Below are 25,200 nucleotides of genomic sequence, written 5' to 3'. Positions count from 1 at the left end.
GTGGATGGGGTGGGGCTGCTACGGGTGGGCCGGAGCGAGCAGGCGGGTGAGCATGCGCCGCAGCGGTCCGTACAGGGCGCGGGCGATGAACTGTTCCTCCGCGGTCTTCGTGTCACCGTCGAAGTACGGGTCGAGCACGTCGAGCACGCTGTGCAGCAGGCTGGACCTGGGGGTGTCGGGGCGGGGTGGTGCGGCCCCGCGGTTGGGGGCGAAGGCGGCGTCGACGAAGACCACCCGGGCCGGTACGCCGCCGCGCACCAGCCGCCCGATCACCTGCCACATCAGGACGAGCATGTCCCAGGTGACCTGCTCCCGTTCGGTGTCGTCCAGTCGGCTCCAGGCCATCGAGCGTTCGAGCACCCGGTACCAGCGGGAGCGGGCGAGGCGGCGCACCTCGTCCGCGCCCGCCTCGACGCTGTCCCCTCTCCGTACCCAGGCAGCGAAGTCGCCCCCGGTGACGGCACGGACGATCCAGTCGTTGACGGCGTGGACGGCCAGGTGCAGGTCCTCGGGGTGCGGGTTGGGCCGCGCCAGGAAGTACACGGTGCCGATGGCCGCTTCGGCGTCGTCGTTGAGGATGTTGTGGCCCCGCTCCACGGCCAGCAGGGGCGCCACGAGGATGTCCGCGCCGAGGTCCTTGAGGTGTTCGACGTCGCCCCGGCGCAGCGAGCGGGCGCGGTAGGCGGACGGCGCCTCGTCCTCCGGGGCGATCTCCTCGTCGTCCGAGACCAGGCAGAGCACGCTGTCGCGCCAGCGGGAGTTGAGGTTGTGCAGGGTGTCGGCCACCACGCGGGCCTCGGCGTAGCTGCCGACGAGCAGGAGGATCTGGTCGCGCCCCGAGGGGAGGGAGAGCAGCTCCCGTTCCAGCGGGCCGCCTTCGAGGGCGTCGTACTCCCCCGCGCCGAGGTGGGTGGCGATGCGGCGCAGTTTCTCGGGGCGGTCGTCCGGGTGGGTTCCCGACAGGCGCAGCTTCTCGTCGCCGTCGTCGATGAGCTCGAAGCGCATCAGGCTCTCGTCCGCGATGCGTTCGGTCACCTCGGCCGGTGGCTCGATGATGACGCCGACCGGGACGCGGACGTGGTAGCGGCTGGACGCGCCCGCCCAGCTGCTGCCGGACATGAGCAGCAGGTGGGCGCCCGGCCTGCCGTCCACGGAGGCGAGGTGGGGCAGGGCGCGCAGCAGTTCCCGGCCGACGCCGTTGCAGCGGAAGAAGGTCAGCTCGCCGCTGCGGACTCCGCCCTCGTCCTCGCCCGGGACCCGGAACTGGAAGCCGAGTACGTTGCCCATCGGGGCCTCCGGCACCATCGGGCCGTAGTCGAGCGGGCGGCGGTACATCGTGTTGTAGCCGAGGCTCAGGGCGGCCTCGACGCGGGGCCACATGGCGTTGATCATGGCGAGCCGGGGTTCCAGGGCGCTGAGGAGCAGCGTGAACTCGAAGCGTTCGGCGAGGCTCTGCCGCCACTGCTCGGGGGTGACGGGCGGCGGCTCGGGCTTCTTGCGGCGCCCGCGCTTCTGTTGCCGCTGTTCCTCCTTCCGCTGCCACTCCGCGTACTCCTCCTTGTACGTCTGCCTCCGCGCGGCCATGTACGTCACGTCGATGTCGAAGACCTCGTTCATGACCTCGGTCAGATGGCGGCGGGTGTTCTCCGGGTTGCCGGTGTGGAGCACTTCGTTGAGCAGGGCGGTCAGTTTGCCGAAGTCCTCCTCCGTCCTGCGGCGGCGGTCGCCGAAGGGGTTGTCGCGGAAGGCGTCGAGGAGTTTGCCGAGCGCCTGCCGGGGGGCGTGGTCGCGGTGCTCCGGGCCGCTGCCGTCGGGGAGTTCATAGCGTTCGTCGAGCAGTTTGAGCTGGAGTGTCCAGGCGCTGAAGTAGCCCGTGCGGACCCAGTCGCGCAGCTCGTATCCGGCGACGAGCATCGCGTACAGCCGGTCGGTGGCCGATCCGGCGGTGTTGAGGGCGGCGGCGAAGGTCTCCACGTCCCGTTCGGAGAGCTGGGTGCGTCCGCTCGCCGCGAGTTCCCGGATCTTGTGCCGGCTGAGCTGGTCGATGAGGCCCTCGTCCTCGTCACCGGCGAGGACGACGGCGGGCGCGAAGGTCTGGTCGAGCTGCATCTGCACCCGGTCGGCCTCGTCGATGATCACCAGATCGCTGCGGCGGCAGGCGAGTTCGAGGTAGCGGATGCGCTCGCCGTTCTGGGGCGGGGGCGGCGAGGCGTCGATCAGCCCGGCCGGTGTGGCCACCCAGATCAGGGCCCCGGCCAGGGTGCGGGCTCCGTGGTGCCGGGGGCAGACGGACCAGTACGGGCAGGTCCGGGCCTTCTTCTGCCACTCGGGGTCCGGTCCGCCGCCCCTGCCGCGCCGCGGGTCCGACGGCGGCCGGAGCCGGGAGCAGGGTGCCTCGCCGAAGGCGAGCTGCTCGGTGGAGGAAGTCGCCCCCTGGCGGATGGTGTTGAGCACGCAGGAGGTTCCGAGGTAGGCGAAGGCGGGGTCGTCGTGGGCGAGCAGCCGGTGCTCGCCCCGGCCCGCAAGACGGCGGTGCAGCCGCTGGGCGTGCCGCTCCCGGCCGGAGGAGCCGAGCACGGGTGCGGCGGCGCCGCCGGTGTGGAGGTTGTAGAGCTGGACGAGCTTCAGCACCTCCGCGACATCGGTGACCACGATGGTGGTGCGCCTGCCGAGCTTGGCGAGGTGGACGGCGATGATGTCGCGCAGGGTGCTCTTGCCCGCGCCGACGATGCCCAGCAGATGCTGGATGCCGTCGACCGTGAACGTGAAGTCCTCGCCCTTCCCGGCCTTGTGGAACGTCCCGTTCTCCTTGGCGGACAGGTCGAAGGCCCGCAGCCGCTCCAGCCAGCGCGGCCTTCCCTCACCGGTGCGGGCGTGCGTGGCGTCCATCTCCGCCGCGGTGCGCTCCAGGCTCCTCCGGGTGAAGACCAGGGGCTCTCCGCCGCCCGCCGGTTCCAGGCCCAGGTCGTGGGCGACGAGGGGGGTGTGGGGTACGGGCGGCAGGTCGACGACCGCCAGGGTGCGGCTGACGGGGAAGGCGTGCGGGCCCTGGCCCGCGACCTGCATGCGCTTGCCCGCCAGCGGCGGCGCCGCGCGGAGCAGCTGCTCGTAGACGGGGAAGCGGTCGGTGGCGACGGAGAGTTCGCGGCGGGTGGCGGGGGCTTCGGTGTCCGGTACGTCGTAGCCGCGCACCCTGGGGTCGAACAGCTGGTAGCCCTCCAGCGCCTCGCGCCAGGTACGGCTTCTGCGCAGCGTCCACAGCGAGTACCGGGCGATCCGCAGGGTCCGCTCGGCGTCCGGGGGCAGCGGCGTCCCGTACGCCTCGGCGAAGCCGTATCCGCTGAACAGCACCCAGGCGCTGCCCGCCGGGCTGCCGGGCATCAGCTTCTCCTGGAGGTACAGGCCGAGTTCCACCTGGCAGAGGGCCTCCAGCGCGGGCCCCCGGCCGGACTCCCCCAGGAAGGCCCTCAGGGTGCGGAGCACGTCGGTCAGGGGCGGGGTGATGCTACGCATCGTCCTTCTCCTCTCCCCGGGGCTGCCCCAGGTCGGGCACGAGGTCCACGGGTGTGGTGAGCACCAGCCGGTGCCGCAGGGGCGCGGGCAGGGCGTCGGTGAAGTCCTTCCGGTAGCCGTCCCGCCCGGCGAGTTCCCGGGGGACCACGACGAAGGTGCGGTCCCCGGGCAGTGCGCTGTCGGTGAGGTGGGCGGCGAGGAGGGCCGGTTGCAGACGGTCGTACACCTGGAGGTGCGCGGTTCCGGGACCGGTGCCCCTCAGCCGGTGGGCGGGCAGGGGCCCCGGCAGGGGCACGTGCGTGATCCCGGCGCGGTCCAGTGCGTTCAGGGCAGCCTCTTCGGTCCGGTACGGCAGTGCGAGGAAGGTCCGTAGCGGACGCCGCAGCATCCGTGCCTGCTCCGGCTCGCGGATCAGCTCCGGGGGCGCGTCGCGCGGGCACTCCTCCCCCTCGCACCAGAGGTCGTCGGCGGTGGCGGACGGCCCGGGCAGCGGCACGGCCCCGTCCCGGGGCAGCGCGGGGAGCCCGCACGAGGGGCAGCGCAGGAAGACGCCGTCGGCGAGCAGGGATTCGGGCACCGGCCCGTAGAGGTCCTTGACCTGGTTCCAGACGGACTTGCTCCAGCCGGGCCCGAAGCGGTCCTGCTGCTGGACCACCGGGTGGCGGGCCAGGAACCTCCGGCACCGCCGGTAGCGCTCGCCCGTTCCGGACCGTGCCTCCAGGTCGCCCAGAAGTGCGCGGGCCTGCGCCGCCACGCCCCCGTCCGGCCCGTGCGAGGCGACTTCGAGGCACGACCGGGTCGGCATCCGGCCGACCGGATGCACCAGCGTCACGTCCGGAGCGACCAGGGAGGGGGAGACCGCGAAGAGCGGATCTCCGGCCGGCCGGGTCAGGCACCACTCCCACAGCTCCGGAAGGCTCTTCGGCGGTGCCTCCCCGATGTCGAGGCAGTGCATCACCGTACGGTCCAGCGTCCGCTGGGCGAGACGGGGGTAGGGCAGGGTGAACGAGCGGAGGCCCTCGGTCTCGGCGAGGGCCGCCACCATGCGGGCGAGCTCGCGGAAGAGTCTGCTGCCCGCGCCTTCGGGCGCCTTCCCGGTCTCCGTCCGGCCGCTCCCGGGGGCCGTCGCTCCCGCCCTCATGCCGCGGCTCCGGTGACGGGTGACGCCGAGCACCAGCGGGCCACTTCGCACCGCTCGCAGGAGCGCCCGGGCACGGCCTCGTAGCGGTCGTCCCCGTGCCAGTCGGCCACCATCGTCCGCAGGACGCTCTCGGCCGCGTCCCGGTTGGCGGGGGCGAAGGGGTCGATGATCTCCAGGTCGGCGCCGCCGGGGCGCAGCACCTCCAGCTCGGCCCGGGCGCGGGACGGAGTGCCGCCCAGGTCGCCGCGGGCGATCAGCACCACCGCCAGGGCCAGTTGGGGGTAGCGCTCCAGCAGCGGGCGGGAGGACCGCCGGTCGGTGGCGGAGGTCTTGGTCTCGCGCCACACCCAGGAGTCGCCGTCCCGGTAGGGCAGATCGGGTGCGGCGATCACCACCACATCGGCGGCGGTGTCGTGCCGCACCACCCGGGGTTCGGTCCGCACGTCCGTGCCGTCCCCGACACACCGCAGCGGGCACACGGCTGCATGCCGCCGCAACAGGATTGCGCCGAGGTGACGTTCATGGCCGGGCAGGTCGAATCCGTCCGGCACCCAGTCCTCGGGGACCTCGACCGTGCACGGCCGGGGCGATCCGTGGCCGTGCCGGTCGGCGAGGTAGGCGTGCAGGGCCCGGCCGCGCTCGGCCGTCACCTCCCGCTCGACGGAGTCCGCCAGGGGCAGGTGCAGCCGGCGCATGTGGTCGCGGGCCGGGCAGGCGCGGTAGCTGCGCCCGTTGGTCACCGACCAGGTGCGGCGCGGCCGGTTCCGCGCCTCGACACCCAGCAGTCCGGGCGCCGCGCGCAGGGCCGGGCAGACCGGCAGATAGGAGCATCCGCCGCAGGCCGGACCGGGCCGGTACTCCCGTCCGTCCAGGACGGCGGCCAGGGCGTCGGGGCCGTGCTCCCGGTAGCGGGCGAGCGCCTGCGCCCGGGTACCGGCGAAGAGTTCCCGCGTACGGCCGTCGAGGAGGGCGAACTCCACGATCCGTACGTGCTCCGGCGGCGGCCCGGGAGTGCCTTCGGCCAGCACCAGGGCGACGGCGGCGGTGAACCCGTCGGGCGGCGGTTCCTGGTTCAACCGGTGTACGGGCAGGCGGAGTTCACGGTTGGCGCCGTCGGCGGAGGCCAGGCAGCGGCCCCATACCGTGAAGCGGTACTCCCCGGCGTTCCGCGGGTCGGGGCCGGAGGGCCGGTAGCGGTACGTCCAGGGCTCGGGCACCTCCGCCAGGGGGCGTTCCGGGTCGGTGGGGAAGGCCGCTTCGTACGCTTCCACGCCATGGTCCGACCAGGTCCTCAGGCCGTCGTGCGGGGGTGCGGTACGGGGCCGGGGCGGGGAGCCGAGGGGCCGGGAGCGGGCGTCGCAGGCGGCCATGAAAGGGCCGAGGGCGAAGTGCTCCAGCCGCTCGCGGCGGCGCGGTGCGGGGTCGGCGGTGCGGTAGCCGCGGGTCTTGAGGGCGTCGGCGGCGGGGCATCTGAAGGCGCCTCCCTTGAACATTCCGGCGGATACCGTGATGACTTCGGAAGTGCGGGTCACCCCGTCGGGGGGCAGCCATGGCTGGGACATTTTCCTGCTCCATTTCTGTACGGAGGAAAGAAAGGCGGCCATGAGGGGAATCGAGGAGATCGGCGATGTGGAGAAGCGCTACGACGTGCTGGACATGGTCGGTGACGGCGGTCAGGGCGACCTTTTTCTCGCCCGTGACCGCCGAAGCGGGGAGAGGATGGCTCTGAAGGTCCAGAAGCCCTGGAGGCTCGGGCCCAGGAGCGATTTCCACTGGGCCGGTGAGAATCTCCTCGAAGAGGGTTCCCGGATGCTGAAGCTGGCGGGAATTCAGGCGATCCCCGAAGTCATGGCTTCGGGTACGTACAAAGGCCGTGGATGCCTGGTCATGGAGTTCGTCGGGGGACGCCAGCTCCAGGACGTCCTGCTGGCGGCCCGGCCGGTCAGGCATCCCGGGACCGTGGCCTCCGTCATCGGCCAGCTCTGCGAGATCCTGCGGGAAGTGCACGACCGGGATGTGGTGCACTGCGATCTGAAGCCGGAGAACATCATCGTGGAGCCGGACGGCCGTCTCCGCCTCATCGACATGGGGCACGCCGTCAGGGCGGGCTCGCCGACGGAGGACGCGCACGGCACGCTCGGCTGGGCCTCTCCCGAGCAGTGCGAGGCGAGCGCTGCCGGTCTGACCCGGCGGGCGGACATCTTCGGACTGGGCTGCATCCTGCTGGAGATGACCGTCATGCGGCTGCCCTACGGCGGACTGGAGGAGCGGGCGGAGCCGGGTGGTCCGGTGCTGCCCGCCGACAGGCTTGCCGCGCTTCCCCCGGAGTTCGCCTCCCTCGCGCTGTGGATGGTCCGGTGGGAGGCGGAGGAGCGCCCGGCGGATGTCCGTGAGGTGTTCGACCGGCTCCGCCCGTATCTGCCCGAGGTGGGCTCGCGGCGGCCGTCGAAGCGGCTGCGCCCCGACCCGACCGAGTACTACCGCACGCACCCGCCCCGGCTGTGACGGTGGCCCGGCGGGCGCCGACGGGACGGGTCACCGCAGCCCTTCCAGCCGCTCCCGGATCTCCCGTACGCCTGCGCCGCCCATCAGTTCGCGCAGCACGATGACCCTCTCCAGCTCCCGCACCGCTTCTCCGGTCTCGCCTGCGGAGACCAGGACGTCCGAGAAGAGCAGCCGGGCCTTGTCCTCGCTGGGCCGGTTCTCCTGTTCCTGGTAGATGGCGCAGGCCCGCCGGTACAGGCGGATGCCCTCGTCCCGCTCGGAGCGGGACAGGTGGACCTTGGCCAGGGTGAACAGCACGTCGGCCAGGCCGCTGCGCTCCGCGGTGCGCTCCACCGCCTCAAGGGCGTCCGCGCACCGGCGGAGCGCCTGCTCGTGGTCGCCCCGGTCGTGGTGGAGCGCGCCCAGGGCGTTCAGAGTGGCGGCCTCCCCGACCGGGTCGGCCAGCTCCCGGAACAACTCCAGTGCCCGGCACAGCTCTTCCTCCGCCCCGGCCCAGTCCTCCTGCTTGCGCAGGGTGAGACCGAGCCGGTGCAGCGACCGGGCCAGACTGAGCCGGCCCTCCTCGCTGCGGTCCTCCGCGCTGAGCCGGACGGCCCGGCGCAGGTGGCCCACGGCCGCGTCGTACGTGCCGAGCCGCCACTTCGTCCCGGCCAGCATCCGATGGACCATGGCGCAGTCGACCGGTGAGGCGACGGATTCCGCCGTGTCGACGGCGTAATGGAGGTTCTTCAGCGCGTCGCCGAGGAGGTGGCGGCGCCACTGGTAGGTGACCAGGGCCATGGGAAGCAGCAAGGCGTACCGCTGGATGCCCTGGCCGACGGCCAGCCGGATGCCTTGCTGCACGGTGGCGTACTCCTCGTCCAAATACGCCATCGCCTTTCCCAGCCCCGCGGGGTCGGCGACCGTGACCCCGTCGGGCTCACCGACGGGCAGAGTGCGCTCGTGGTCGATCACCCGGTCGCAGGCGCGGACGTTGTGCAACTGGTGCTCCAGCACCTGCCGTACGGTCGCCCGCTCGATGTCCGCCGTCTCTCCGTCCGGGCCCGGCCGTGCGTGCTGACGGGCGAAGGCCCGCACGAGGTCGTGCAGCCCGTAGCGCTCGCCGTGGCACTCCACCAGGTTCGCTTCCAGAAGCTCCATCAGGGCCAGGTCGGTACGTGTCGCTTCGCCCGCCGCCCGTCCGAGGTCCATCACCGCCTCCCAGGAGGCGGTGGGCCCGGGGTGGACGGCGAGCTGCCACAGCAGCAGCCGGGCCTCGTCGCCGAGCACGCGGACGGAGCAGTTCAGCGCCGCACGGACGGACCGTTCGCCCTGCGGCAGGTCCAGCACGTCCAGCTTCGCCCGCTCCTGCTCCATCTCCCGTACCAGGGCGGGGATGGTACGCACCGGACGTGCGCCGCCCGCCAGGAGGCGGGCCACGACGGTGAGGGCCAGCGGCAGTCGGCCGCAGAGGCGGACCAGCTCGCGGAAGGCACGGTCGTACGTCTGCCGGTCCTTCGGCGACACCCTCTCCTGGAGCACCTCCAGGGCGTCCGCCTCGCTGAGCGGCTCCATCTTGCGGAATGTCACCCTTCTCTCGGACTGGAGACTCACCAGGTCGTTGCGGCTGGTGATGATCACGGCGCAGGTGCCGTCCCCGGGGAGCAGCGGCACCACCTGCCGGGCGTTGAGCGCGTCGTCCAGGACGATGAGCACGGAGCGGTGGGCCAGCGCCGAATGCAGTGCCTTGCTCCTGCTCTCCGGCCCGGTCACCGTGGTGTACGGCGGCAGCACGGCCAGGAACCCGTCCAGGACCTCGTCCGGTTCGGCGGGCCGCACGTCTCCCTCGGCGAACCCGTTCAGGCCCGCGTAGAGCACCCCGTCGGGGAAGCGCTCCCTCAGTCGGCATGCGAGGTGGTGGGCCACCATGCTCTTCCCGACCCCCGCCATACCGCTGATGAGGACCAGCGCCAGGTTCCCGGCGTCCTGTTCCGCGCACACGGCGTCGACGAGGCCACGGATCAGCTCTTCCTGCCCGATCGCCTCGCGCTTGCTGCCGGGCAATTGGTCGGGCACCGGCGGAAGGAGTGTCCCGGCCGACCGGTGGGCGACTCCCCGGAGTTGGTCGATGGCGCTCTGCAGGTCGGCGTCCGGCTTTCCGTTGCGCTCCGTCCACCGCCCGATGAGCTGTTCACGGCGGCGCTCCGGCAGGTCTTCGTGGGCGAGCAGGTAGAACCGGAAGACCGGGGACTGTCCGGGTGCGCGCCCGAACCATTTCTCCGTCTCCTCGCGGAGCCATTTCTCCTCCCGCGACCGCCAGGCGGCGTTCATCCGGGCATACACGGCGGCCATCAGCTCCGCCCGCAACTCCTCGCGGCGCAGCCGGAATCCGCGCCCGGTCAGCCCTTCCAGCGGTTCGGCGCCGTCCCAGCCCCCCAGGGCCGTACCGATCTGCTCGAACTGCTCCGCAGGGCTGAGCCCGGCGGCCCGCGCCATCCCGGCGCGGAGGCGGTGCAGATCGCTTCCGCCCTCCGGGACACGGAGCACGCAGTAGCCCGACCTGCCCTGGGGCACGATCTCCCGGCCCAGTTGCTTCCGCAGGTCGGAGATGGCACGGTCCACCCGGCCACCGGCGTTCCCGTCCCCCTCCCAGAGGACTTCGGCGATCTCCTTCCTGGTGCACCGGTAGCCCGGTGATGTCATCAGGAGCGCGAACAGCGCGGCTGCCTTCGAGCTCCCGAAGACCCTTCCGCCATCGGCCCCTTCGGCTCTGACCGGGCCCAGTACGTACCCCTCCATCACCCTCCCCTTGCTCCGCACCGTCCGGCGGTGAGCCGGTCCCCTCGGCGGCATCGCCTTGATCTGTGCGCAACGGCACCCCCCTTCACACGCACACGCTCCTTCACGCCCCCCAGGACTCAGATTTCCCTCAGTTTCCGCTCCCCGGCGCCCCTCGACGCGCGGGCACGATGGCATCAGCCGCTCGCAGAGGAGCGAAACGGCGACCGCACCAGGAAGGACACTCAAGGCCGATGAACAACCGTCAGCGAAACCGCCGGGCGAGCCGCCTGCGGCAGTCCCCCGACTTCCCGCCGTCCCGCCGCCGCAGGACGGTCGGCCCGGCCGAGGGAACGACCCCGGCGAACCCGCGCAGCGAGGCGCCTGACTCCCCGCCCTCCGAAACCGCCTGAACCCCGCGGTCCTGAGGGAGCCCGCCCGGGCGGGCTCCCTCAGGCCACCACCCCGCGCCGTGCCGCCCGGTGGGCGGCCGTTCGACGCCTTCCACCTGCTCATAACCGGTGGTGACACTTCCCGGCCAACGGGGTCGACACCGCATACAGACGCATAAAAGTGGGACCGATGGGGCTGCTGTGACTGCTTCCCGTTTTGTCCGAATCAAAGGAGAAGTCGGCAGCAGCCCGCTCACCTCCGTTCAGCAAGCACCCCGGACATCCTCAACGCCAAGAAGAGGAAATTTCGTGATGAACGCACCCTCCAGCAGCATGTTCGCCTCGGTGAGGCGGCACTTCGACGAGCCGCAGGTCAGGGAAGGGGTCTACCTCACCGTTCCCGCCGACGGGAACGGGACGGAGCCCGTCCGGCTGACCGCCGCCGAGGCGCACGAGGCCCTGTACGGGCCGGCCGCCGACCCCGGGCTCTCCCCCTCGATCTGGGAAGGGGTGCTCTCCGCCGCGCTGGCCGACCGCACCCCGCACGGCACCGGCAAACTCCTGCTGGTCTGGCTGGCTCTGCCCAGGCTCACCGGCACGGTGCACCGCGTCTGCACCCGGCTGCGCGCCGACCGGTCGGACGTGGAGGCCGAGATGGTCCTGGCCCTCCTCGAAGGGCTGGCGGACCTGGACGCGGCGAGCCCTCTCCACAGTTCCTCGCTGATCCACACGGCGCGCACCAGGGCATGGCGGTTCGCCCGTGCCGGTCTGCGGGAGATCCCCTCCACCCGGGTCGAGCGCATCACGCAGGACCGTGCCGTCATCCCGGTGGACGGAACGGCGGACGAACCCGCGACGGGAGAGGGCCTGGACGTGCGGGTCGACCGCCCGGACGGGCCGGACGGACTGCGTGCCTCGCTGCGCTTCCGGGTGCGCCCGGAGCATCTGCGCGAAGAGGTCTTCGGCTACGCCGAGTACGGAGGGACGGACCGTACGACGCGTCACGTGCCCCGGAAGCGACGGACCAGGCGCCGCGTCGGCACCCTGCCGATGCGGCGTATCGGGAGGCGGCCGTGAAGGGGCCGATGGACAGGGGGCTCGGTTTCACCGAGATGTTCGAACTGCCCGTGGCGGTGGATCTGCGGACGGCGGCCCGCGCGCTCGGGGTGCACCCGACGACCGCGTACCGGCTGATCCGCAGGGGCCAGTTCCCCTGCCCCGTCCTCCGCCTCGGCGGCAGGTACCGCGTTCCGACCGCCGAGTTGATGCGCGTGCTGGGGATCGAGGAACGGCCCCTGTACGACGTCGACCCCGATGAGGACGATGAGGGCCCGGACGGGCCGCACACGCTCTTCTGACCGCGTCCGGATACGCCCTCGCCTGCCGGGGAGCCGCCGCTCTCCGGCAGGACCGCATGACCGGCCGACCTGCCGACAGGCCCGGGACCGGCGCAGGGTGCGCCGGTCCCGGGTCGCGTCGTCGGGGTTGCCGGGATCGTTGGGGTTGCCGGGGTCGCGGATCAGTGCGTCGTGCTGGCGGGGCGGCCGGTCAGTAGGACGTCGTGACCGTGGCCCCGGTGAAGGCGGTCGCGGCGTGGAGGCTGATGTAGTGGGCGCCCGCGGGTGGGGCGGTGACGGTCAGGGTGTGGGTGTTGCCGGGGCCGGTGGCGCGGCTGGTGTGGGTTGTGGTGGTGGCCCAGCCGGAGGCGCTGTAGTAGAGGTCGGCGTCGCCCGTACCCCCGGCGGTGGTGATCTTCAGCTGGGCGGTACCGGCCGGGACGTACAGGTAGAGGTAGGCGTAATTGCCGGTGGTGGCCGCCAGGTTGCCGCGGCGGCAGTTCCTGCCCAGGGTCCGCGGGTCCTCGCCGGTGCACTCGGTGACCGCGGGACCGCCCTCCCCGCAGTCACCGGCCGCGCACCCCGCGAGCCAGGTGCGCCAGTCGCTGTCGTAGCGGGTGCCGATGGTGGTGGTGAGGTGGGTCCGGGCGGCGTTCCACTCGCCTGCGCGGTAGTGGCCGAGCACCCGGTCCATGTCGGCGGGGCGCTTCTCCAGCATGTACCGCGCGGCGAGGTAGCCCCAGCGGTAGACGCGGGTGGAGTCGTGGCTGTAGTCGGTGCTGAACAGGGTGCTCAGGGCGTAGGTGCCCCGGCCCGCCTCGGTCATCGCCGCGGTGTAGGGCAGGCCGCGGTAGGAGTAGGAGATGTACTCCGCGAAGCCCTCGACCCACCAGACGGTGGGGGTGGTCATGTTGGCGGCGAAGTCGCCGTACATGTTGAAGCGGCCGTCGAGGTAGTGGGTGTACTCGTGGTTGAGGTTCCAGATCTGGAAATCCGGGCGCAGCCACTCCGCCTCGTAGGCGATGAAGCGGGGCTGGTTGCCGACGGCGGCGGGGTTGCCCTCCAGGTACATGCCGCCGTTGTTGGTGTCGATGCCGTACATCGCGCCCGCGTACGTCTGGTAGTCGGCGCTGGAGTCGTACGCCACCACCTCCAGGGTGGTGTTGTTGTCGTCCGCGACCGGGCCGTTGTCCCGCGCGATCCGGTGGAAGTGGGCGTCCTGCCCCAGCAGGCTGGCGCAACTGGCGTTCAGCTCGGCGGAGGTCATCTGCTGGGCCAGGATGCGGATGCTGGGGCTGCAGGTATGACGTACCGGCAGGACCTCGCGCTTGAGGCGTTCCTGAAGGTCGCAGATGCCGTACGCGGAACAGTTCGCCCGGTCGTAGTAGTCGGCCATCTCCGCGACGCCCACCCACAGTTGGGCCGTGGGGCCGGTGATGGCGCTCCGCTCCAGCAGTGCGGCGGCCAGCGGGCGGACCTTGGCGCGCAGGCTCGCGTGCTGGAGGAAACGGGCCAGCTCCCGACCGGCGTTGGACGTCAGGTACGCCTGGTCGCCGCCCAGCAGGGAGAGATGGTCGGCGGCGAAGCGGTGCAGGGCGTCGACGGTACTCGGGTCCGCCTCGACCGCCCTGACGAACTCGGGTGAGTAGTGGCCCCGGAAGGTCACCGTGTACACGTTGTTGGCGGCGCCGAGCATCCGGGGGTACGCGTTCCAGCTGGAGTCGTACTCCGCCAGCAGCCGCTTGACCACGTACAGGTAGCGGGCGTTCTCCTCGGCGCTGTCGATCAGGATGACCGCCTCGCCCAGCGTCTCGCCGTTGTCGTCGTTGACGTCGCGTGAACGGGGGCTCGCGAAGAAGGTGTCCAGGCCCGCGCGGATGGCGGTCCGCAGACCGCTGCCGTACGGCCCGACGGCGTCCGGGTGGTACCAGTGCACGTAGTACCCGGCCCGCAGGAAGAGCACGAGCTGCGGGGTGCCGGTGCTCGCGTCCCCGGGGTAGTAGGCGGAGTTGTCGCGCAGGGCGTGGGCGACGGTCGTCATCTGGCTCTCGCGGAAGGCCAGTCGGGCGTTCTCACCGGTCAGGCTGAACAAGGTGTTGACGCACGCGGTGGTGGACGCCTTGATCTGCCGCACCAGTTCGCTTCCGGTACGGCTGGTGAAGTCGGCCGGGTCGCATGCGGCGGCCTTCGCCGACCCCTTCGCCCCCGCCTCCGGCTCCTGCGGGGCGTCGTCGTGGTCGTAGGCCGTCGTGAGCGGGGACTTGTCGGCGCTCAGCGGGGGGATTCGGGGTGCGTCGAGCCGGTCCTTGAGGGCATGGCCGTCGCTCTCCGGGGCGGAGAACTGCCCTGCCTGCGGCGCGGGTTCGGCCTTCGCCGCGGGGCGGGACGGCTGGGACGCGTTCGATGCCGTGGCGGCCGGTGGGGAGTCCGGCTGCGCCTGGGCCGGCTGCGCGAGCAGCGCGACGCCCATCACCCCGGCCAGAGCCAGGGGCAGAACGGCACCCACACCTCGGCGGACGAGTGTGGTTCTCACGTGTTTCCTCCCATGAGGGATCGGGGCACGCGCAGGCGTGACCGATGGGATGAACAGGCCGTGGATCAGGTGGTGTTGTGCCGACAGCGGCCGCGCGGAACGAGGCCGGGGCCAGAATTGGCATGCCCACGCCCTGTGCTATGTACAATGTCACAGGGCACATGGCGCAGGGAAGACGTGGGACCGAATCCGATGCGGCTTCCCGGTGAACGGCCGCTTGAGTGGCCTCAGTTCGCCCATGACTGCGGCCTGCTTCATCTCGGCCGGCGCCCACCTCGCAGGAGAGCTCTCCCGGAGCTGATGACGGAACGCCCCCTACCCCAGGCGTGACAGCTGAGCCGCTCAGCGCAACGTGACATTGTATAGTGCGGTGACAAATCGCTGGGAGGGGAACGCATGAGTGAGCTGAAGTCCCGCAAACTCATCTCGGTTCAGGAGCATCTGCGCGACCAGGTGGCGGGCGCCCTGCGCGCCGCGCTGATAGCGGGAGAGCTCCAGCCCGGCGTGATCTACTCGGCGCCCACCCTCGCCGCCGAGTACGGCGTCTCCGCCACGCCCGTGCGTGAAGCCATGCTGGACCTGGTCCGGGAGGGCATGGTCGAGGCGGTGCGCAACAAGGGGTTCCGCGTCACCGAGCTCTCCGAACGCGACCTGGACGAGTACACCGAGATCCGCGCGCTCATCGAGATCCCCACCATCGGCCGCGTGACCCGGTCCGCCTCCCGGGAGCAACTGGAAGCGCTGCGGCCGGTGGCCGAGGAGATCGTGGCCGCCGCGCAGCGCGGTGATCTGATCGCCTACCTGGAGTCGGACCGCCGCTTCCATCTCGACCTGCTCGCCCTCGCGGGGAACGCCCGGCTCGTCGAGACAGTGGCCGACCTGCGCAAGCGCTCCCGGCTCTACGGGCTCACCGACCTCTCCCAGGAAGGGTCGCTGGTGGGTTCGGCGCAGGAGCACATCGCGCTCCTGGACATCATGATCACCGGGGATGCGGAGGGGGCCGAGGAGCACATGCGCCGCCATCTCGCGCATGTGCGGACCCTGTGGGCGGCGCGGAAGCGGGAGGCCGAGCGCGTCCCTCCGGCCCGGCGGCTCGGCGCCCGCTGACGCGATGCCGATGGTGATGGTGATGCTGGTGGCGGCGACGGTCGCGGTCGGCGGTCGCGATGGCCGTGGCGGTGACCAAGGCGGTGGCCGTCGCGGTGGCGATGGCCGTGGCGGTGGCCATCTCGGTGGCGAAGACGCAGGGCCGGTGACACCCATGGCAGTGCCTGTGCCGCAGACGTAGGCTCCGCAGGCGCTCAGCCCCGCCCCCGTCGGTAGGCCGCGACCGCCACCACCAGGTCCTGCCAGCCCATCCCGCACGTCTTCACGACCAGCGGGCGGTCCGCCGGGAGGGCGGCGGCCCCTTCGCCCGCCGACTCCGCCAGTGTGACCAGGGAGTCCGGGGCGAGCGCGCCCTCGCGGATCGCCAGGACGACATCGCCCGCCTCGCGGAGGGCGGTCTCCCTGCTCTCCACGAGCACCGTCGCCCGCCCCATCAGCGCGCTGTCCAGCTCCCGCGCGGCCGGTTCGTGCGAGCCGACCGCCAGCACCACCGCGCCGTCGCGCACCAGGCGTCCGTCGACCACCGGTTCGCGGGCTGAGGTCGCGGTGACGACCACGTCCGCGCGACGCACCAGGGCCGCCGTGTCGGTACCCGAGCCGCCCGCTGTTTCCGCCCCCGTTCCCGTACCACCCGCTGTCCCCGCTCCCCTGCTCGTACGCGTACCGTCCGCCGTCATGTGCCGGTCCGCCCAGCCGGGGGCCGGTCCCCCGCGCCGGGTGACGACCGTGACGTCGGCCACCGGGGCATGGGCCCGGACGGCGGTGACGTGCGCCTCGGCCTGGGGGCCCGCGCCGAAGACCACCAGGCGCAGCCCCGTACCGCCGTCCGCGAGTGCGCGCAGCCGTTCCAGGCAGGCCGCGACCGAGACGGCGGGGGTACGGAGGGTCGTCAGCGCCACCCCGTCCAGGAGCGCCACCGGCCTCAGGGTCGCGCTGTCGTGCAGGAGGTACGTGGCGTTGATCCGGCGCAAGCCACGCGCGGCGTTGCCGGGCGCCACGGTGGCGACCTTCACGCCGAACCAGCCGCTGTACTCGCAGGGCATGAGCAGCGCCTGCCCCCGCGTCAGCGGGACGACCGAGCGCGGTACTCCGGCGTCCGGGTCGAGCCCGTCGGCCAGGGCCCGGCGGACCGCCGCGACGGCGGCCACCGGGCCGAGTGCGAACACGTCCTTCTCGTCGAGCGTCTCCGTCATCGCCGCTCCCTCTCCTCCACGTGGTTCACACAGTGAACCCCGCCGGGTACGGGTCCGTCGGATCGAGCAGGTACTGCGCGGTCCCGGTGATCCAGGCGCGGCCGGTGACGGAGGGCAGGACGGCGGGACGGCCGCCGACCGTGGTCTCCGCGAGGACGCGGCCGGTGAAGCGGGAGCCGATGAAGGACTCGTTGACGAAGTCCTGCCCGGTCTTCAGCAGTCCCCGCGCGTGCAGTTGGGCCATGCGCGCGCTGGTTCCCGTACCGCAGGGCGAGCGGTCGAACCACCCGGGGTGGATCGCCATGGCGTGCCGCGAGTGCTCGGCGGTCGAGCCGGGCGCCTCCAGGTAGACGTGGTGGCAGACGTCGATGGCGGGGTCCTCCGGATGGGCCACCGGGTTCTGGGTGTTGACCGCGTCCATGACGGCCAGGCCCGCGTCGAGCAGCCGCTGTTTCTCCGCCCGGTCGAAGGGGATGCCGAGGTCCTCGGTGCGGACGACGGCGTAGAAGTTGCCGCCGTACGCGATGTCGTAGCGGACCGGGCCGAACCCCTCGACGTCGACGATCTGGTCCAGCGCGTGGCTGTAGGACGCGACGTTCTCCAGGGTGACCGACTCGGCGCGGCCGTCGCGCACGGCGACCCGGGCCGTGACCAGACCGGCGGGGGTGTCGAGGCGGACGACGGTCTCCGGTTCGACCGCCTGGACCATGCCCGTCTCCACGAGGACCGTCGCCACGCCGATGGTGCCGTGGCCGCACATCGGCAGACAGCCGGAGACCTCGATGAACAGGACTCCGAAGTCGGCGTCGGGGCGGGTCGGAGGCTGGAGTATCGCGCCGGACATGGACGCGTGCCCGCGCGGCTCGCACATGAGCAGGGTGCGCAGATGGTCGCGGTCCTCGATGAACCGCTGCCGCCGTTCGGCCATCGTCGCGCCCGGCAGGACCCCGACCCCGCCGGTGATGACGCGGGTCGGCATCCCCTCGGTGTGCGAGTCGACGGCGTGGTAGCAGACGACCGACCGCATGTCAGTTCACTCCGGCGTCGATGAGGGCCTGGGTGGCGGCGCGCACGGTGGCCTCGGTCTCCGGGTCCAGGGCCTGCCGGGGCGGGCGGCAGGCGCCGCCGGTCCGGCCGATCAGGTCCTGGCCGAGCTTGATGGCCTGGACGAACTCGGTCCGGCTGTCCCAGCGCAGGACGGAGTGGAGCCGGCGGTAGAGCGGCAGCGCGGTGCCGAGGTCGCCCGCCACCGAGGCGTTGTAGAGGGCGAGGCAGGTGCGCGGGAAGACCTGGGGGTAGCCTGCGACCCAGCCCTTGGCCCCGGCGATGCCGACCTCCAGGAGGGTGTCGTCGGTGCCGATGATCAGGTCGAGCCCGGGGGCGAGTTCGTTGATGGCGTAGCACCGCCGTACGTCCCCGGAGAACTCCTTCACGCCGACGATGAACCCCTCGGCGTGCAGTTTGGCCAGCAGCTCCGGGCGCAGGTCGACCTTGGTGTCGACGGGGTTGTTGTAGGCGGTGACGGGGAGTCCGGCCGAGGCGACCGTCTCGAAGTGCTCCAGGACGGCCCGGTCGTCGGCCCGGTAGGCGTTGGGCGGCAGACACATGACGGCCTGACAGCCCGCGTCCCTGGCGAACAGGGCGTGCCGCTTCGCCTCCAGCGCGCCGTACGCCCCGACGCCGGGCATCACGGTGAAGCCGTCGGGGGCGTGGGCGACGGCGGTCTCGACGACCCGGTCGCGTTCCTCGTACGTCAGGGTCTGGTACTCCCCCAGCGAGCCGTTCGGGGCGACGCCGTGCAGGCCCTGTTCGGCGAGCCAGGCGACGTTGTCCCCGTAGGCGCCGAGGTCGACGGCGAGGTTCCGGTCGAAGGGGAGGCTCGTCGCGACGATGACGCCGTGCCAGGGCGGGCAGTGGTGGGCCATGGGAGCTCCTCAGGTGGGATCGGATGCGGGCTCGCCGGGGGCGGCGAGCCCGCCGAGGGTGACGGGGTCGGCGAGCGCGCCGAGGGTGACGGGGGTCGCGATCAGCCGTTCCGCGGGCGCGTACGGCTGGTCGCGGGTCACGAGGCAGTGCACGGCGGGGCCGCACATCCGGCCCTGGCACCAGCCCATACCTGCCCTGGTCAGCTGTTTGGCCTGCCGGTGGTCCAAGGCCGGTCCGTCGGCGCGGGCGGACCGGACCGCCCCGGCGGTGACCTCTTCGCACCGGCAGACCGGTGTGTCGTCGGTCAGCCACGCGGACCAGGCGGGCGGGAGGGGGTGTGCCCGTGCCATCGCCCGGGCGAAGGCACGGTGTCCGGCCACCGCCCGGCGCTCGGCGGCCAGGCGCCGGGGGTTCGGCCGACCGGACGGGCGGAGGTCGGTGAGCACCGATACGGCGGCGACGCGGCCCTCGGCGACCGCGAGGGCCGCCCCGCCCACACCGCAGGTCTCGCCCGCCGTGTAGAGGCCGGGCACGCGGGTGCGCTGTCCGTCGTCCACGGCCGCGGCCATGGTGCCGTCGCCCGCGTCGGCGAGGCCGCAGCCGAGGGTGAGGAGGAGGTCGAGCTGAGGGACGAAGCCCCAGCCGACGCCCACGGTGTCCGCCTCGATCCGGCGTTCCGTTCCGGGGAGCGGGCTGCCGTCGGCGCCGAGGGAGGCGGTACGCACGACGGCGACCCGCCCCGCCCCTCGCCCGACTCCTTTCTCGGCCTCTCCCTCGCCTTCTTCGGCGGCTCCTTGGGCAGCTCCTTCGGCGGCGATGATCGCCGTACGGGTGCGGAGCGGGACCCGGTGCCGGGCGAGCGTGGCCGCATACCGGGTGGCCTCCACCCACTTGGCGGGGTTGCGCAGCAGCGGTACGGGGTGGCGCAGCCAGGCCGAGGGCGCCGCCGCCTCGCACACCGCCAGGACCTCGGCCCCGCGTGCGGCGAGGGCCGCGGCGACCGGCAGCAGGAAGGGGCCCGTACCGCCCAGGACCACCCGGCGACCGGCGACGGCTCCCCCGCCCTTGAGCAGCGCCTGAAGTCCCCCGGCGGTGAGCACGCCGGGCAGATCCCAGCCGGGGAAGGGGAGTTGACGGTCGTACGCACCCGTCGCCACCAGCAGCGCCGGTGCGCGCAGGACGACGGCCCGCTCCTCGGGCGCCCGGCTCCGGTCCACGGCGTGGACGGCGAACCCGTCCTCCTCGCGGGCGGTGGTCCACACGTGGTGGTCCAGCAGCAGCGTGAGCCGGCCGGTGCGCTCGTGGGCGGAGAGCGTGGCGCGCAGGGACCGGTAGGTGCGCAGGCCGTGGTGGAGTCCGGCGGTGGGGAGGGCCTGCCGTGCGTGGTCCGGGGGGTGGCGCCAGAACTGGCCGCCGGGGGCCGCGCCCGCGTCGACGAGGACGACGCGGAGTCCGCCGTCCAGGGCGGTGGCGGCGGCCGCCATACCGGCCGGGCCCGCGCCCACCACCACGAGGTCAGCGGATTCACTCATCGTCGTCCTCCCCCGTCGTGACGGCCATGCCGGTACGGGCCCGTACCAGGCAGGCGCGCTGCCCGCCCGTCCCGTCGACCGTCACCAGGCAGTCGAAGCAGACGCCGATCCCGCAGAAGATCCCCCGGGGCCGCCGCCCGGTCCGGGTGGTCCGCCAGGCGACCCGGCCCGAGGCGACGAGCGCGGCGGCCAGGGTCTGGCCCGGGACGAACGGCAGGGGTTCGCCGTCCACGGTGAACTGGCTCGCGGCGCAATCACTCGGGGTGCGTTCACTCACGGTGCGTTCACTCACGGTGCCTGCGCTCACAGCGCGTTCGCTCACGGAGCCTTCACTCGCGGTGGACTCGTTCATCCCGGCACACCTCCGGTGGTGAGGAAACGGTCGGGCAGGAGGCCGGTGTGGGCGGCCGGGTCGGCGCCGCGCCAGGGGCGGCCGAGCAGCTGGGCGGTGACCAGGGCGCCGGTCGCGGGGGCGAGGCCGATGCCCGCGCCCTCGTGGCCGCACGCGTGGACGACGCCGGGGACCCGGGGGTCCGGGCCGATGACCGGCAGATGGTCCGGGCAGTACGGGCGGAAGCCCCGGTAGGCGCGGATCAGGTGGGTGGTGCGCAGGAACGGGAACAGGCGGCACGCCTGGGCGGCGAGCGCGGCGACGACGGCGGGGTTCATGGCGGTGTCGAAGCCGACGCGTTCACGGCTGGCACCGATCAGGACGGTGCCCGCCCTGGTGCCCTCGACGACGCACGAGGTCTCCAGCCCGGCGTTGCTGGAGGCCACATCGGCGACGTAGTCGGCGGAGTACACCTTGCGCCGGATCATCGGCGGCAGCGGTTCGGTGACGAGGACGAAGCCCCGGCGGGGCAGGATCTCGACGGGGGCGCCGAGCCGTCGGCCGACCTCGCCGCCCCAGGTCCCGGCGGCGTTCACCACGGCGTCGGCGGGGAGCACCGCGCCGTCGGCGGTACGGACTCCGGTGATCCGGCCATCGGGTCCGGTGACCCCGGCGGCGGCCTCGCCGGTCCGTACCCGCGCGCCGCGCCGGACGGCGGCGCGCAGCAGTCCGGCCGCCGCGAGGACGGGCTGCACCTGGGCGTCCTGGGGGTAGTGGACGCCGCCGGGGAGTCCGGGGGCGAGGTGCGGTTCGAGGTCGCGGACGCGGTCGGCGGGTTCGGTGCGGACACCGGCCGCCGCCTGGCTCGCGGCGAACGCGTGCAGGGTGGTGAGGGCGTCGGGCGTACTCGCGACGACCAGTCCGCCCTTGGCCTCCAACTCAATGGATTCCGGGCCGAGTTCCTCGCCCGCCTCGTCCCACAGGGTGCGGCTGAGGCGGGCCAGCTCCAGTTCGGGGCCCGGGGCCTTGTCGGAGAGGAGGATGTTGCCCTCGCCCCGGCTGGTCGTGCCCGCGCCGACCGGGCCCCGGTCGAGGACCGTGACGCCGAGACCCGCCGAGGCGGCGTGGAACGCGCATGCGGCACCCACGATGCCCGCGCCCACGACGACGACTTCCATGTCACCCCCAGCGGCTAGTGCAATGTCACATGCCATTGCTCAGGCTATACATCCGCCCGATCCGAAGACAACGGCGCCGACGGGGTGACTTTGGCGCGCAACCCTTAATCGTCGCCCGCTGCTCGCTGCTCGCCGCTCACCGATCGGTCGGCGGTCAACGACCGCTTGGCGCCTGTCCCATGTCCATAAGTGAGGGTCCGTCAGACGGTTCCCTCGGCGTCGAGGCCACGCAGCCCCTCGCGCCTCACGCCGTTCTGCGGGGGTGGTCGGCGGCTCCGGACAGGGCACCGGTACGCGGCTCGGGACCGGTGCGCGGTTCATCGCCCGTCCGCGGCGAGCGCTTCCTCGGGGGTGAGGCCGGTGCCCCGGTGGTACGCGGCCCGGTGGGCGTCCTCGTCCAGGTGGGCCCGTACCGCCGCCGTGATGCGGTCGACGTCGCCGCGTTCGGCGGGGGGCAGCGGCATACCGACCGATTCCCGGGCCGTGTGGGCGGCGCCGAGCAGCAGGGCCGCGTACGCCGGGCGTCCCGCGAGGGCGTGTGCTCCGGCCAGGCCCTCCAGGGCGAGCGCCATGGCCCGGGGGTCGCCGGTGCTGCGTGCGGAGGTCCAGCCGTCCAGGTGGAGGCGCAGGGCCTCGTCCGCCCGGCCCCGCTGTTCGGCGATGAAGCCCAGTTCGGCCAGGACCAGGGCGCGGCCGGGTTCGAAGGACAGGGCGGACTGCCACTCCAGCGCGCGGCGCATATGGGTCTCGGCGGTGTCGAACCGGCCTTCGCGGCGGGCGCCCAGGCCGAGGCCGATCCGGGCGTGGATCTCCCCCGGCTTGAAGCTGTGCTCGGCCGCCAGGCGCATCGCCTGCTGGTGGAAGGCGCGCGCCCGGGCGTGGTCCCCGGTGAGCATGGCGGTGCTGCCCAGACCGGTCAGCCGGTCGGCGGCCTCCGGCCAGAGCCCGAGGCCCTCCGCCCGGCGCAGCCCCTCCTGGTGCAGCTCGGCCGCCCGGTCGTAGTCACCGGCCATCTCCGCGAGCGCGGCGAGCGGCTCGACCGTCTGCAACTGGCCCCATTCGTCGGCCAGTTCGGCGAAGAGTTCGGCGCTGCGGTGCCCGTCGCGCGCGAGCCGGTCCAGATCGCCCCGGACATGGGCCTGGTTGGCCCGTACGCTCAGGGCGGCGGCGGTGCCCCAGGCGTCGCCGAGCTCCCGGAACCCTTCCAGCGCCCCTTCGACGAGCTCCTCGCTGGTGGCCTGGTCCCCGACGCCGAACAGGGCGAAGCCGAGGAACCACTGGGCCCTGGCCCGCTCCCGCCGGTCCGTGACACCCTGGGCGCTCTCCACGGCGGCCCGGCCGTACCGCGCCCGCTCCGTCCCGTCACCGACGAGCACGGCGAACCCGGCCCGCCAGGCCCGGGCCTGGGCCAGCGGGGAGGCCGGGGCCCCGGGGCCGGCCGCTTCGAGCGCCGCCTCCAGGGAGCGGCCCGCCTCGCGGAGCCTGCCCCGCAGGAACCAGTACCAGGTCAGCGCGTTGACGAGGCGCAGGGCGTCCTCGGCCCCGCCCTCGCGGCCCGCGTCCTGGAGCACCCGCCGTACGTTGGCGGTCTCCGCGTCCAGGGCGCGCAGCCACCGCCGCTGGCCGGGGCCGTGGATCAACGGCGCGGTGCGCTCGACCAGTTCCGTGTAGTACCGGCGGTGGCTCCGGCGCATCTCGTCGCTCTCGCCCGCCTCGTCCAGACGGGCCAGCCCGTACTGCGCCACGGATTCCAGGAGCCGGTAGCGGGGTTCGTCGCCGCTGTCGGCCATGACGACCAGGGAGCGGTCCACCAGCCGGGCCAGCAGGTCCAGCACCTCGTCCCGGTCCACTCCCCGCCCGGCGCAGACCGCTTCCGCCGCCTCCAGGGTGCATCCGTCGGCATGGACGGCGAGGCGGCGCAGGACGGCGCGTTCGGGCCCGGTCAGCAGGTCCCAGCTCCAGTCGATCATCGCCCGGAGCGTCTGCTGGCGGGGCGGGGCGCCCCGGTAGCCGGTGGCGAGGAGCCGGAAGCGGTCGTCCAGCCGCGCGACCAACCCCCGTACGCCGAGGGCCCGTACGCGGGTGGCGGCCAGTTCGAGCGCCAGGGGGATTCCGTCGAGCCGACGGCAGATCACCGCGACGTCCCGCGCGTTGTGAGCGTCGAGCGTGAAGCCGGGCGAGGCGGCGGCGGCACGGGCGGTGAACAGCTCGACGGCACTGGAGCGCGCCACGTCGTCGAGCCGCGGGGTGGGGGCCGGGTCGCGGGCCGGGGTCGCCTCGTCCGGCGGAGTCCCCTCCAGCTCGAGCGCTTCCCGTGAAAGCGTCCCCACTCCCCGTGAAGGCGTCCCCAGTGAAGGCACCTCCAGCGGGGGTACGGTCCACACCACCTCGCCCAGGGCCCCGAACGGCTCCTGACTGGTGGCCAGGATTCGCAGGCCGGGGGCGCGCTTCAGCAGCAGCGCCGCCAGTTCGGCGACCGCGTCGACGATGTGCTCGCAGTTGTCCAGGAGCAGCAGGAGACGTCTGTTCGCCAGCGCCTCGGCGAGCCGTCCGGCGGGTGAGGAAGGACGGGGGGAAGAAGGATCGGGCGACGAAGAGCCGGGTGAGGAGGGGGCGTTCGCGGCGGGGGACGCGGGCCCCCCGTCCTCCCTGATGCCGAGCGCCGTCATGACGGCCTCCGCGACGGGGTCCACCGGGTTCGCGCCGCCCGCAGGGCTCAGCGCGGCGAGCTCGACCAGCCAGGCCCCGTCGGGGAAGCCGTCGGCGAGCCGGGCCGCCGCCTCCAGCGCCAGCCGGGTCTTGCCGACACCGCCGGAACCGGTCAGGGTCACCTGGCGTGCGGTGGTGAGCAGCCGCTCCACCTCGGCCAACGCCCCCTCGCGGCCGATGAGCCGCGTGAGCGGGGCGGGCAGGTTCGTGGTGGGCCGATGCCGGTCCGGAGCGGTGGAGGGGGCGGTCAGCCGCGGGTCCTGTTCCAGCATCGCCTGGTGCAGGGCGGTGAGTTCGGGGCCGGGGTCCAGGCCGAGTTCGGCGGCGAGGCGGGTCCGCAGCTCCTGGTAACCGGCCAGCGCCTCACCCGCCCGCCCGGCGGCGTACAGCGCGCGCATCCGGAGGCCGCACAGCCGCTCGCGCAACGGGTGGCGCCCGACGAGCTCCTGCAACTCCTCGGCCACGGCGACATGTTCGCCCAGCTCGATCCGGGCCTCGGCGAGCTCCTCGACGGCGGCGAGGCGGGTCTCCTCCAGCCGGGTGACGACCGGGCGGGCGAAGGCGGCGTCCTCGAACCCGGAGAACGGGGCGCCTCGCCACAGACCGAGCGCCTCGACCAGCAGGGCCGCGCGGGACCGGGGATCGCCGGCCGCCCTGGCGCGCGCCACCAGGGCCAGGAACCGGGCCATGTCGACGGCCTCCGGCCCCGTACGCAGCAGGTAGCCCTCATCGCGCAAGGTCAGCAGGTCGCGGCCTCCCGGCTCCGCGTCGCCGAGCGCCTTCCGCAGTTGCCAGATCCTGGTCTGGAGCGCGGCGGCGGGGTTGCCGGGGAGCTCCTCCTCGCCCCACACCTCGTCCACGAGCCGGTCCGCGCTCACCGGGTGGCCCTCGTGCGCGAGCAGGGCGGCCAGCAGCGCCCGGGTCCTGGCTCCGGGCACCGTGACGGGGCCGCCGTCCGCCGTCCACACGGCCAGTGGCCCCAGCACCCCGAATCGCATGGGCGTCACCGTAACGCAGGGCTGTGACGTGCGGTGAGTCGGCCGACA

Annotated in this window: 16 protein-coding genes; 4 read left to right on the top strand and 12 right to left on the bottom strand. The window is 73.1% G+C overall.

All coding sequences use genetic code 11. The features are described 5' to 3' along the window. Positions 1 to 18: 18 nt before the first annotated feature. Genes B7C62_29425 through B7C62_29415 form a run of 3 tightly spaced genes read right to left on the bottom strand, consistent with a single transcriptional unit; the run spans position 19 to position 6,216 of the window. A complete protein-coding gene (locus tag B7C62_29425; GenBank protein ID ARF75930.1) occupies positions 19 to 3,513 on the bottom strand; it encodes a hypothetical protein in 3,495 nt (1,164 codons plus the stop codon). Next, positions 3,506 to 4,687 (bottom strand): hypothetical protein, encoded by a 1,182-nt coding sequence (locus tag B7C62_29420; GenBank protein ARF75929.1) that lies wholly within the window; start codon positions 4,685 to 4,687, stop codon positions 3,506 to 3,508. The genes B7C62_29425 and B7C62_29420 overlap by 8 nt, the downstream gene beginning before the upstream one ends. Continuing rightward, positions 4,651 to 6,216, bottom strand: coding sequence for a hypothetical protein (locus B7C62_29415; GenBank protein ID ARF75928.1), 1,566 nt, complete (start codon positions 6,214 to 6,216; stop codon positions 4,651 to 4,653). Before B7C62_29415 ends, B7C62_29420 begins: the two co-directional genes overlap by 37 nt. On the opposite strand from B7C62_29415, the gene B7C62_29410 reads away from it, so the two are divergent. Beyond that, positions 6,164 to 7,159 (top strand): hypothetical protein, encoded by a 996-nt coding sequence (locus tag B7C62_29410; GenBank protein ID ARF75927.1) that lies wholly within the window; start codon positions 6,164 to 6,166, stop codon positions 7,157 to 7,159. The two genes, B7C62_29415 and B7C62_29410, sit on opposite strands and share 53 nt — an antisense overlap. A 30-nt stretch (positions 7,160 to 7,189) precedes the next feature. On the opposite strand, the gene B7C62_29405 is transcribed toward B7C62_29410, so the two are convergent. After that, positions 7,190 to 9,937: a hypothetical protein gene (locus tag B7C62_29405; GenBank protein ID ARF75926.1), complete on the bottom strand. Its 2,748-nt coding sequence runs from the start codon at positions 9,935 to 9,937 to the stop codon at positions 7,190 to 7,192. Positions 9,938 to 10,620: 683 nt separating this feature from the next. Between B7C62_29405 and B7C62_29400 the strand changes: the two genes are divergently transcribed. After that, the gene (locus tag B7C62_29400; protein ARF75925.1) at positions 10,621 to 11,385 is read left to right on the top strand and encodes a hypothetical protein; all 765 of its coding nucleotides are present in this window, start codon (positions 10,621 to 10,623) and stop codon (positions 11,383 to 11,385) included. Between the two features lie 8 nt (positions 11,386 to 11,393). Next, positions 11,394 to 11,666, top strand: a complete 273-nt coding sequence (locus B7C62_29395) for a DNA-binding protein (GenBank protein ID ARF77423.1) — start codon at positions 11,394 to 11,396, stop codon at positions 11,664 to 11,666. Positions 11,667 to 11,856: 190 nt separating this feature from the next. On the opposite strand, the gene B7C62_29390 is transcribed toward B7C62_29395, so the two are convergent. Further along, positions 11,857 to 14,151 carry a protease gene (locus B7C62_29390; GenBank protein ID ARF75924.1) on the bottom strand — a complete coding sequence of 765 codons (2,295 nt, stop codon included), beginning with the start codon at positions 14,149 to 14,151 and terminating at the stop codon, positions 11,857 to 11,859. 423 nt (positions 14,152 to 14,574) lie between these two features. Here B7C62_29390 and B7C62_29385 point away from each other — a divergent pair, with 423 nt between their 5' ends. Next, positions 14,575 to 15,285, top strand: coding sequence for a GntR family transcriptional regulator (locus B7C62_29385; protein ID ARF75923.1), 711 nt, complete (start codon positions 14,575 to 14,577; stop codon positions 15,283 to 15,285). A gap of 194 nt (positions 15,286 to 15,479) precedes the next feature. On the opposite strand, the gene B7C62_29380 is transcribed toward B7C62_29385, so the two are convergent. The 7 genes from B7C62_29380 to B7C62_29350 form a co-directional block, all read right to left on the bottom strand. Further along, complete coding sequence (locus B7C62_29380; GenBank protein ARF75922.1) at positions 15,480 to 16,478, bottom strand: ornithine cyclodeaminase; 999 nt, start codon at positions 16,476 to 16,478, stop codon at positions 15,480 to 15,482. Between the two features lie 25 nt (positions 16,479 to 16,503). Next, entirely contained in the window at positions 16,504 to 17,505 is a 1,002-nt protein-coding gene (locus B7C62_29375) for a proline racemase (GenBank protein ID ARF75921.1), read from the bottom strand. A 1-nt stretch (position 17,506) separates the two neighbouring features. Continuing rightward, on the bottom strand, positions 17,507 to 18,403 hold the full coding sequence (locus B7C62_29370; GenBank protein ID ARF75920.1) for a dihydrodipicolinate synthase family protein: 897 nt from the start codon (positions 18,401 to 18,403) through the stop codon (positions 17,507 to 17,509). Positions 18,404 to 18,412: 9 nt separating this feature from the next. Next, positions 18,413 to 19,936, bottom strand: coding sequence for an FAD/NAD(P)-binding oxidoreductase (locus tag B7C62_29365; GenBank protein ARF75919.1), 1,524 nt, complete (start codon positions 19,934 to 19,936; stop codon positions 18,413 to 18,415). Next, complete coding sequence (locus B7C62_29360; protein ID ARF77422.1) at positions 19,929 to 20,213, bottom strand: proline dehydrogenase; 285 nt, start codon at positions 20,211 to 20,213, stop codon at positions 19,929 to 19,931. Before B7C62_29360 ends, B7C62_29365 begins: the two co-directional genes overlap by 8 nt. A 71-nt stretch (positions 20,214 to 20,284) precedes the next feature. Continuing rightward, complete coding sequence (locus B7C62_29355; protein ID ARF75918.1) at positions 20,285 to 21,445, bottom strand: FAD-dependent oxidoreductase; 1,161 nt, start codon at positions 21,443 to 21,445, stop codon at positions 20,285 to 20,287. 317 nt (positions 21,446 to 21,762) lie between these two features. Beyond that, a complete protein-coding gene (locus B7C62_29350; GenBank protein ARF75917.1) occupies positions 21,763 to 25,152 on the bottom strand; it encodes an AfsR family transcriptional regulator in 3,390 nt (1,129 codons plus the stop codon). Positions 25,153 to 25,200 lie beyond the last annotated feature (48 nt).

It is taken from the genome of Kitasatospora albolonga (assembly GCA_002082585.1).
Classification (GTDB): domain Bacteria; phylum Actinomycetota; class Actinomycetes; order Streptomycetales; family Streptomycetaceae; genus Streptomyces; species Streptomyces stephensoniae.
This window is presented reverse-complemented; position numbering and strand designations above follow the sequence as displayed.

Bases quoted from the DNA above. Each gene is read 5' to 3' on its own strand.
- B7C62_29380 (ARF75922.1), bottom strand. From the start codon at position 16,478: ATGACGGAGACGCTCGACGAGAAGGACGTGTTCGCACTCGGCCCGGTG.
- B7C62_29395 (ARF77423.1), top strand. From the start codon at position 11,394: ATGGACAGGGGGCTCGGTTTCACCGAGATGTTCGAACTGCCCGTGGCG.
- B7C62_29425 (ARF75930.1), bottom strand. From the start codon at position 3,513: ATGCGTAGCATCACCCCGCCCCTGACCGACGTGCTCCGCACCCTGAGG.
- B7C62_29410 (ARF75927.1), top strand. From the start codon at position 6,164: ATGACTTCGGAAGTGCGGGTCACCCCGTCGGGGGGCAGCCATGGCTGG.
- B7C62_29400 (ARF75925.1), top strand. From the start codon at position 10,621: ATGAACGCACCCTCCAGCAGCATGTTCGCCTCGGTGAGGCGGCACTTC.
- B7C62_29385 (ARF75923.1), top strand. From the start codon at position 14,575: ATGAGTGAGCTGAAGTCCCGCAAACTCATCTCGGTTCAGGAGCATCTG.
- B7C62_29355 (ARF75918.1), bottom strand. From the start codon at position 21,445: ATGGAAGTCGTCGTCGTGGGCGCGGGCATCGTGGGTGCCGCATGCGCG.
- B7C62_29375 (ARF75921.1), bottom strand. From the start codon at position 17,505: ATGCGGTCGGTCGTCTGCTACCACGCCGTCGACTCGCACACCGAGGGG.
- B7C62_29415 (ARF75928.1), bottom strand. From the start codon at position 6,216: ATGTCCCAGCCATGGCTGCCCCCCGACGGGGTGACCCGCACTTCCGAA.
- B7C62_29350 (ARF75917.1), bottom strand. From the start codon at position 25,152: ATGCGATTCGGGGTGCTGGGGCCACTGGCCGTGTGGACGGCGGACGGC.
- B7C62_29370 (ARF75920.1), bottom strand. From the start codon at position 18,403: ATGGCCCACCACTGCCCGCCCTGGCACGGCGTCATCGTCGCGACGAGC.
- B7C62_29365 (ARF75919.1), bottom strand. From the start codon at position 19,936: ATGAGTGAATCCGCTGACCTCGTGGTGGTGGGCGCGGGCCCGGCCGGT.
- B7C62_29405 (ARF75926.1), bottom strand. From the start codon at position 9,937: ATGGAGGGGTACGTACTGGGCCCGGTCAGAGCCGAAGGGGCCGATGGC.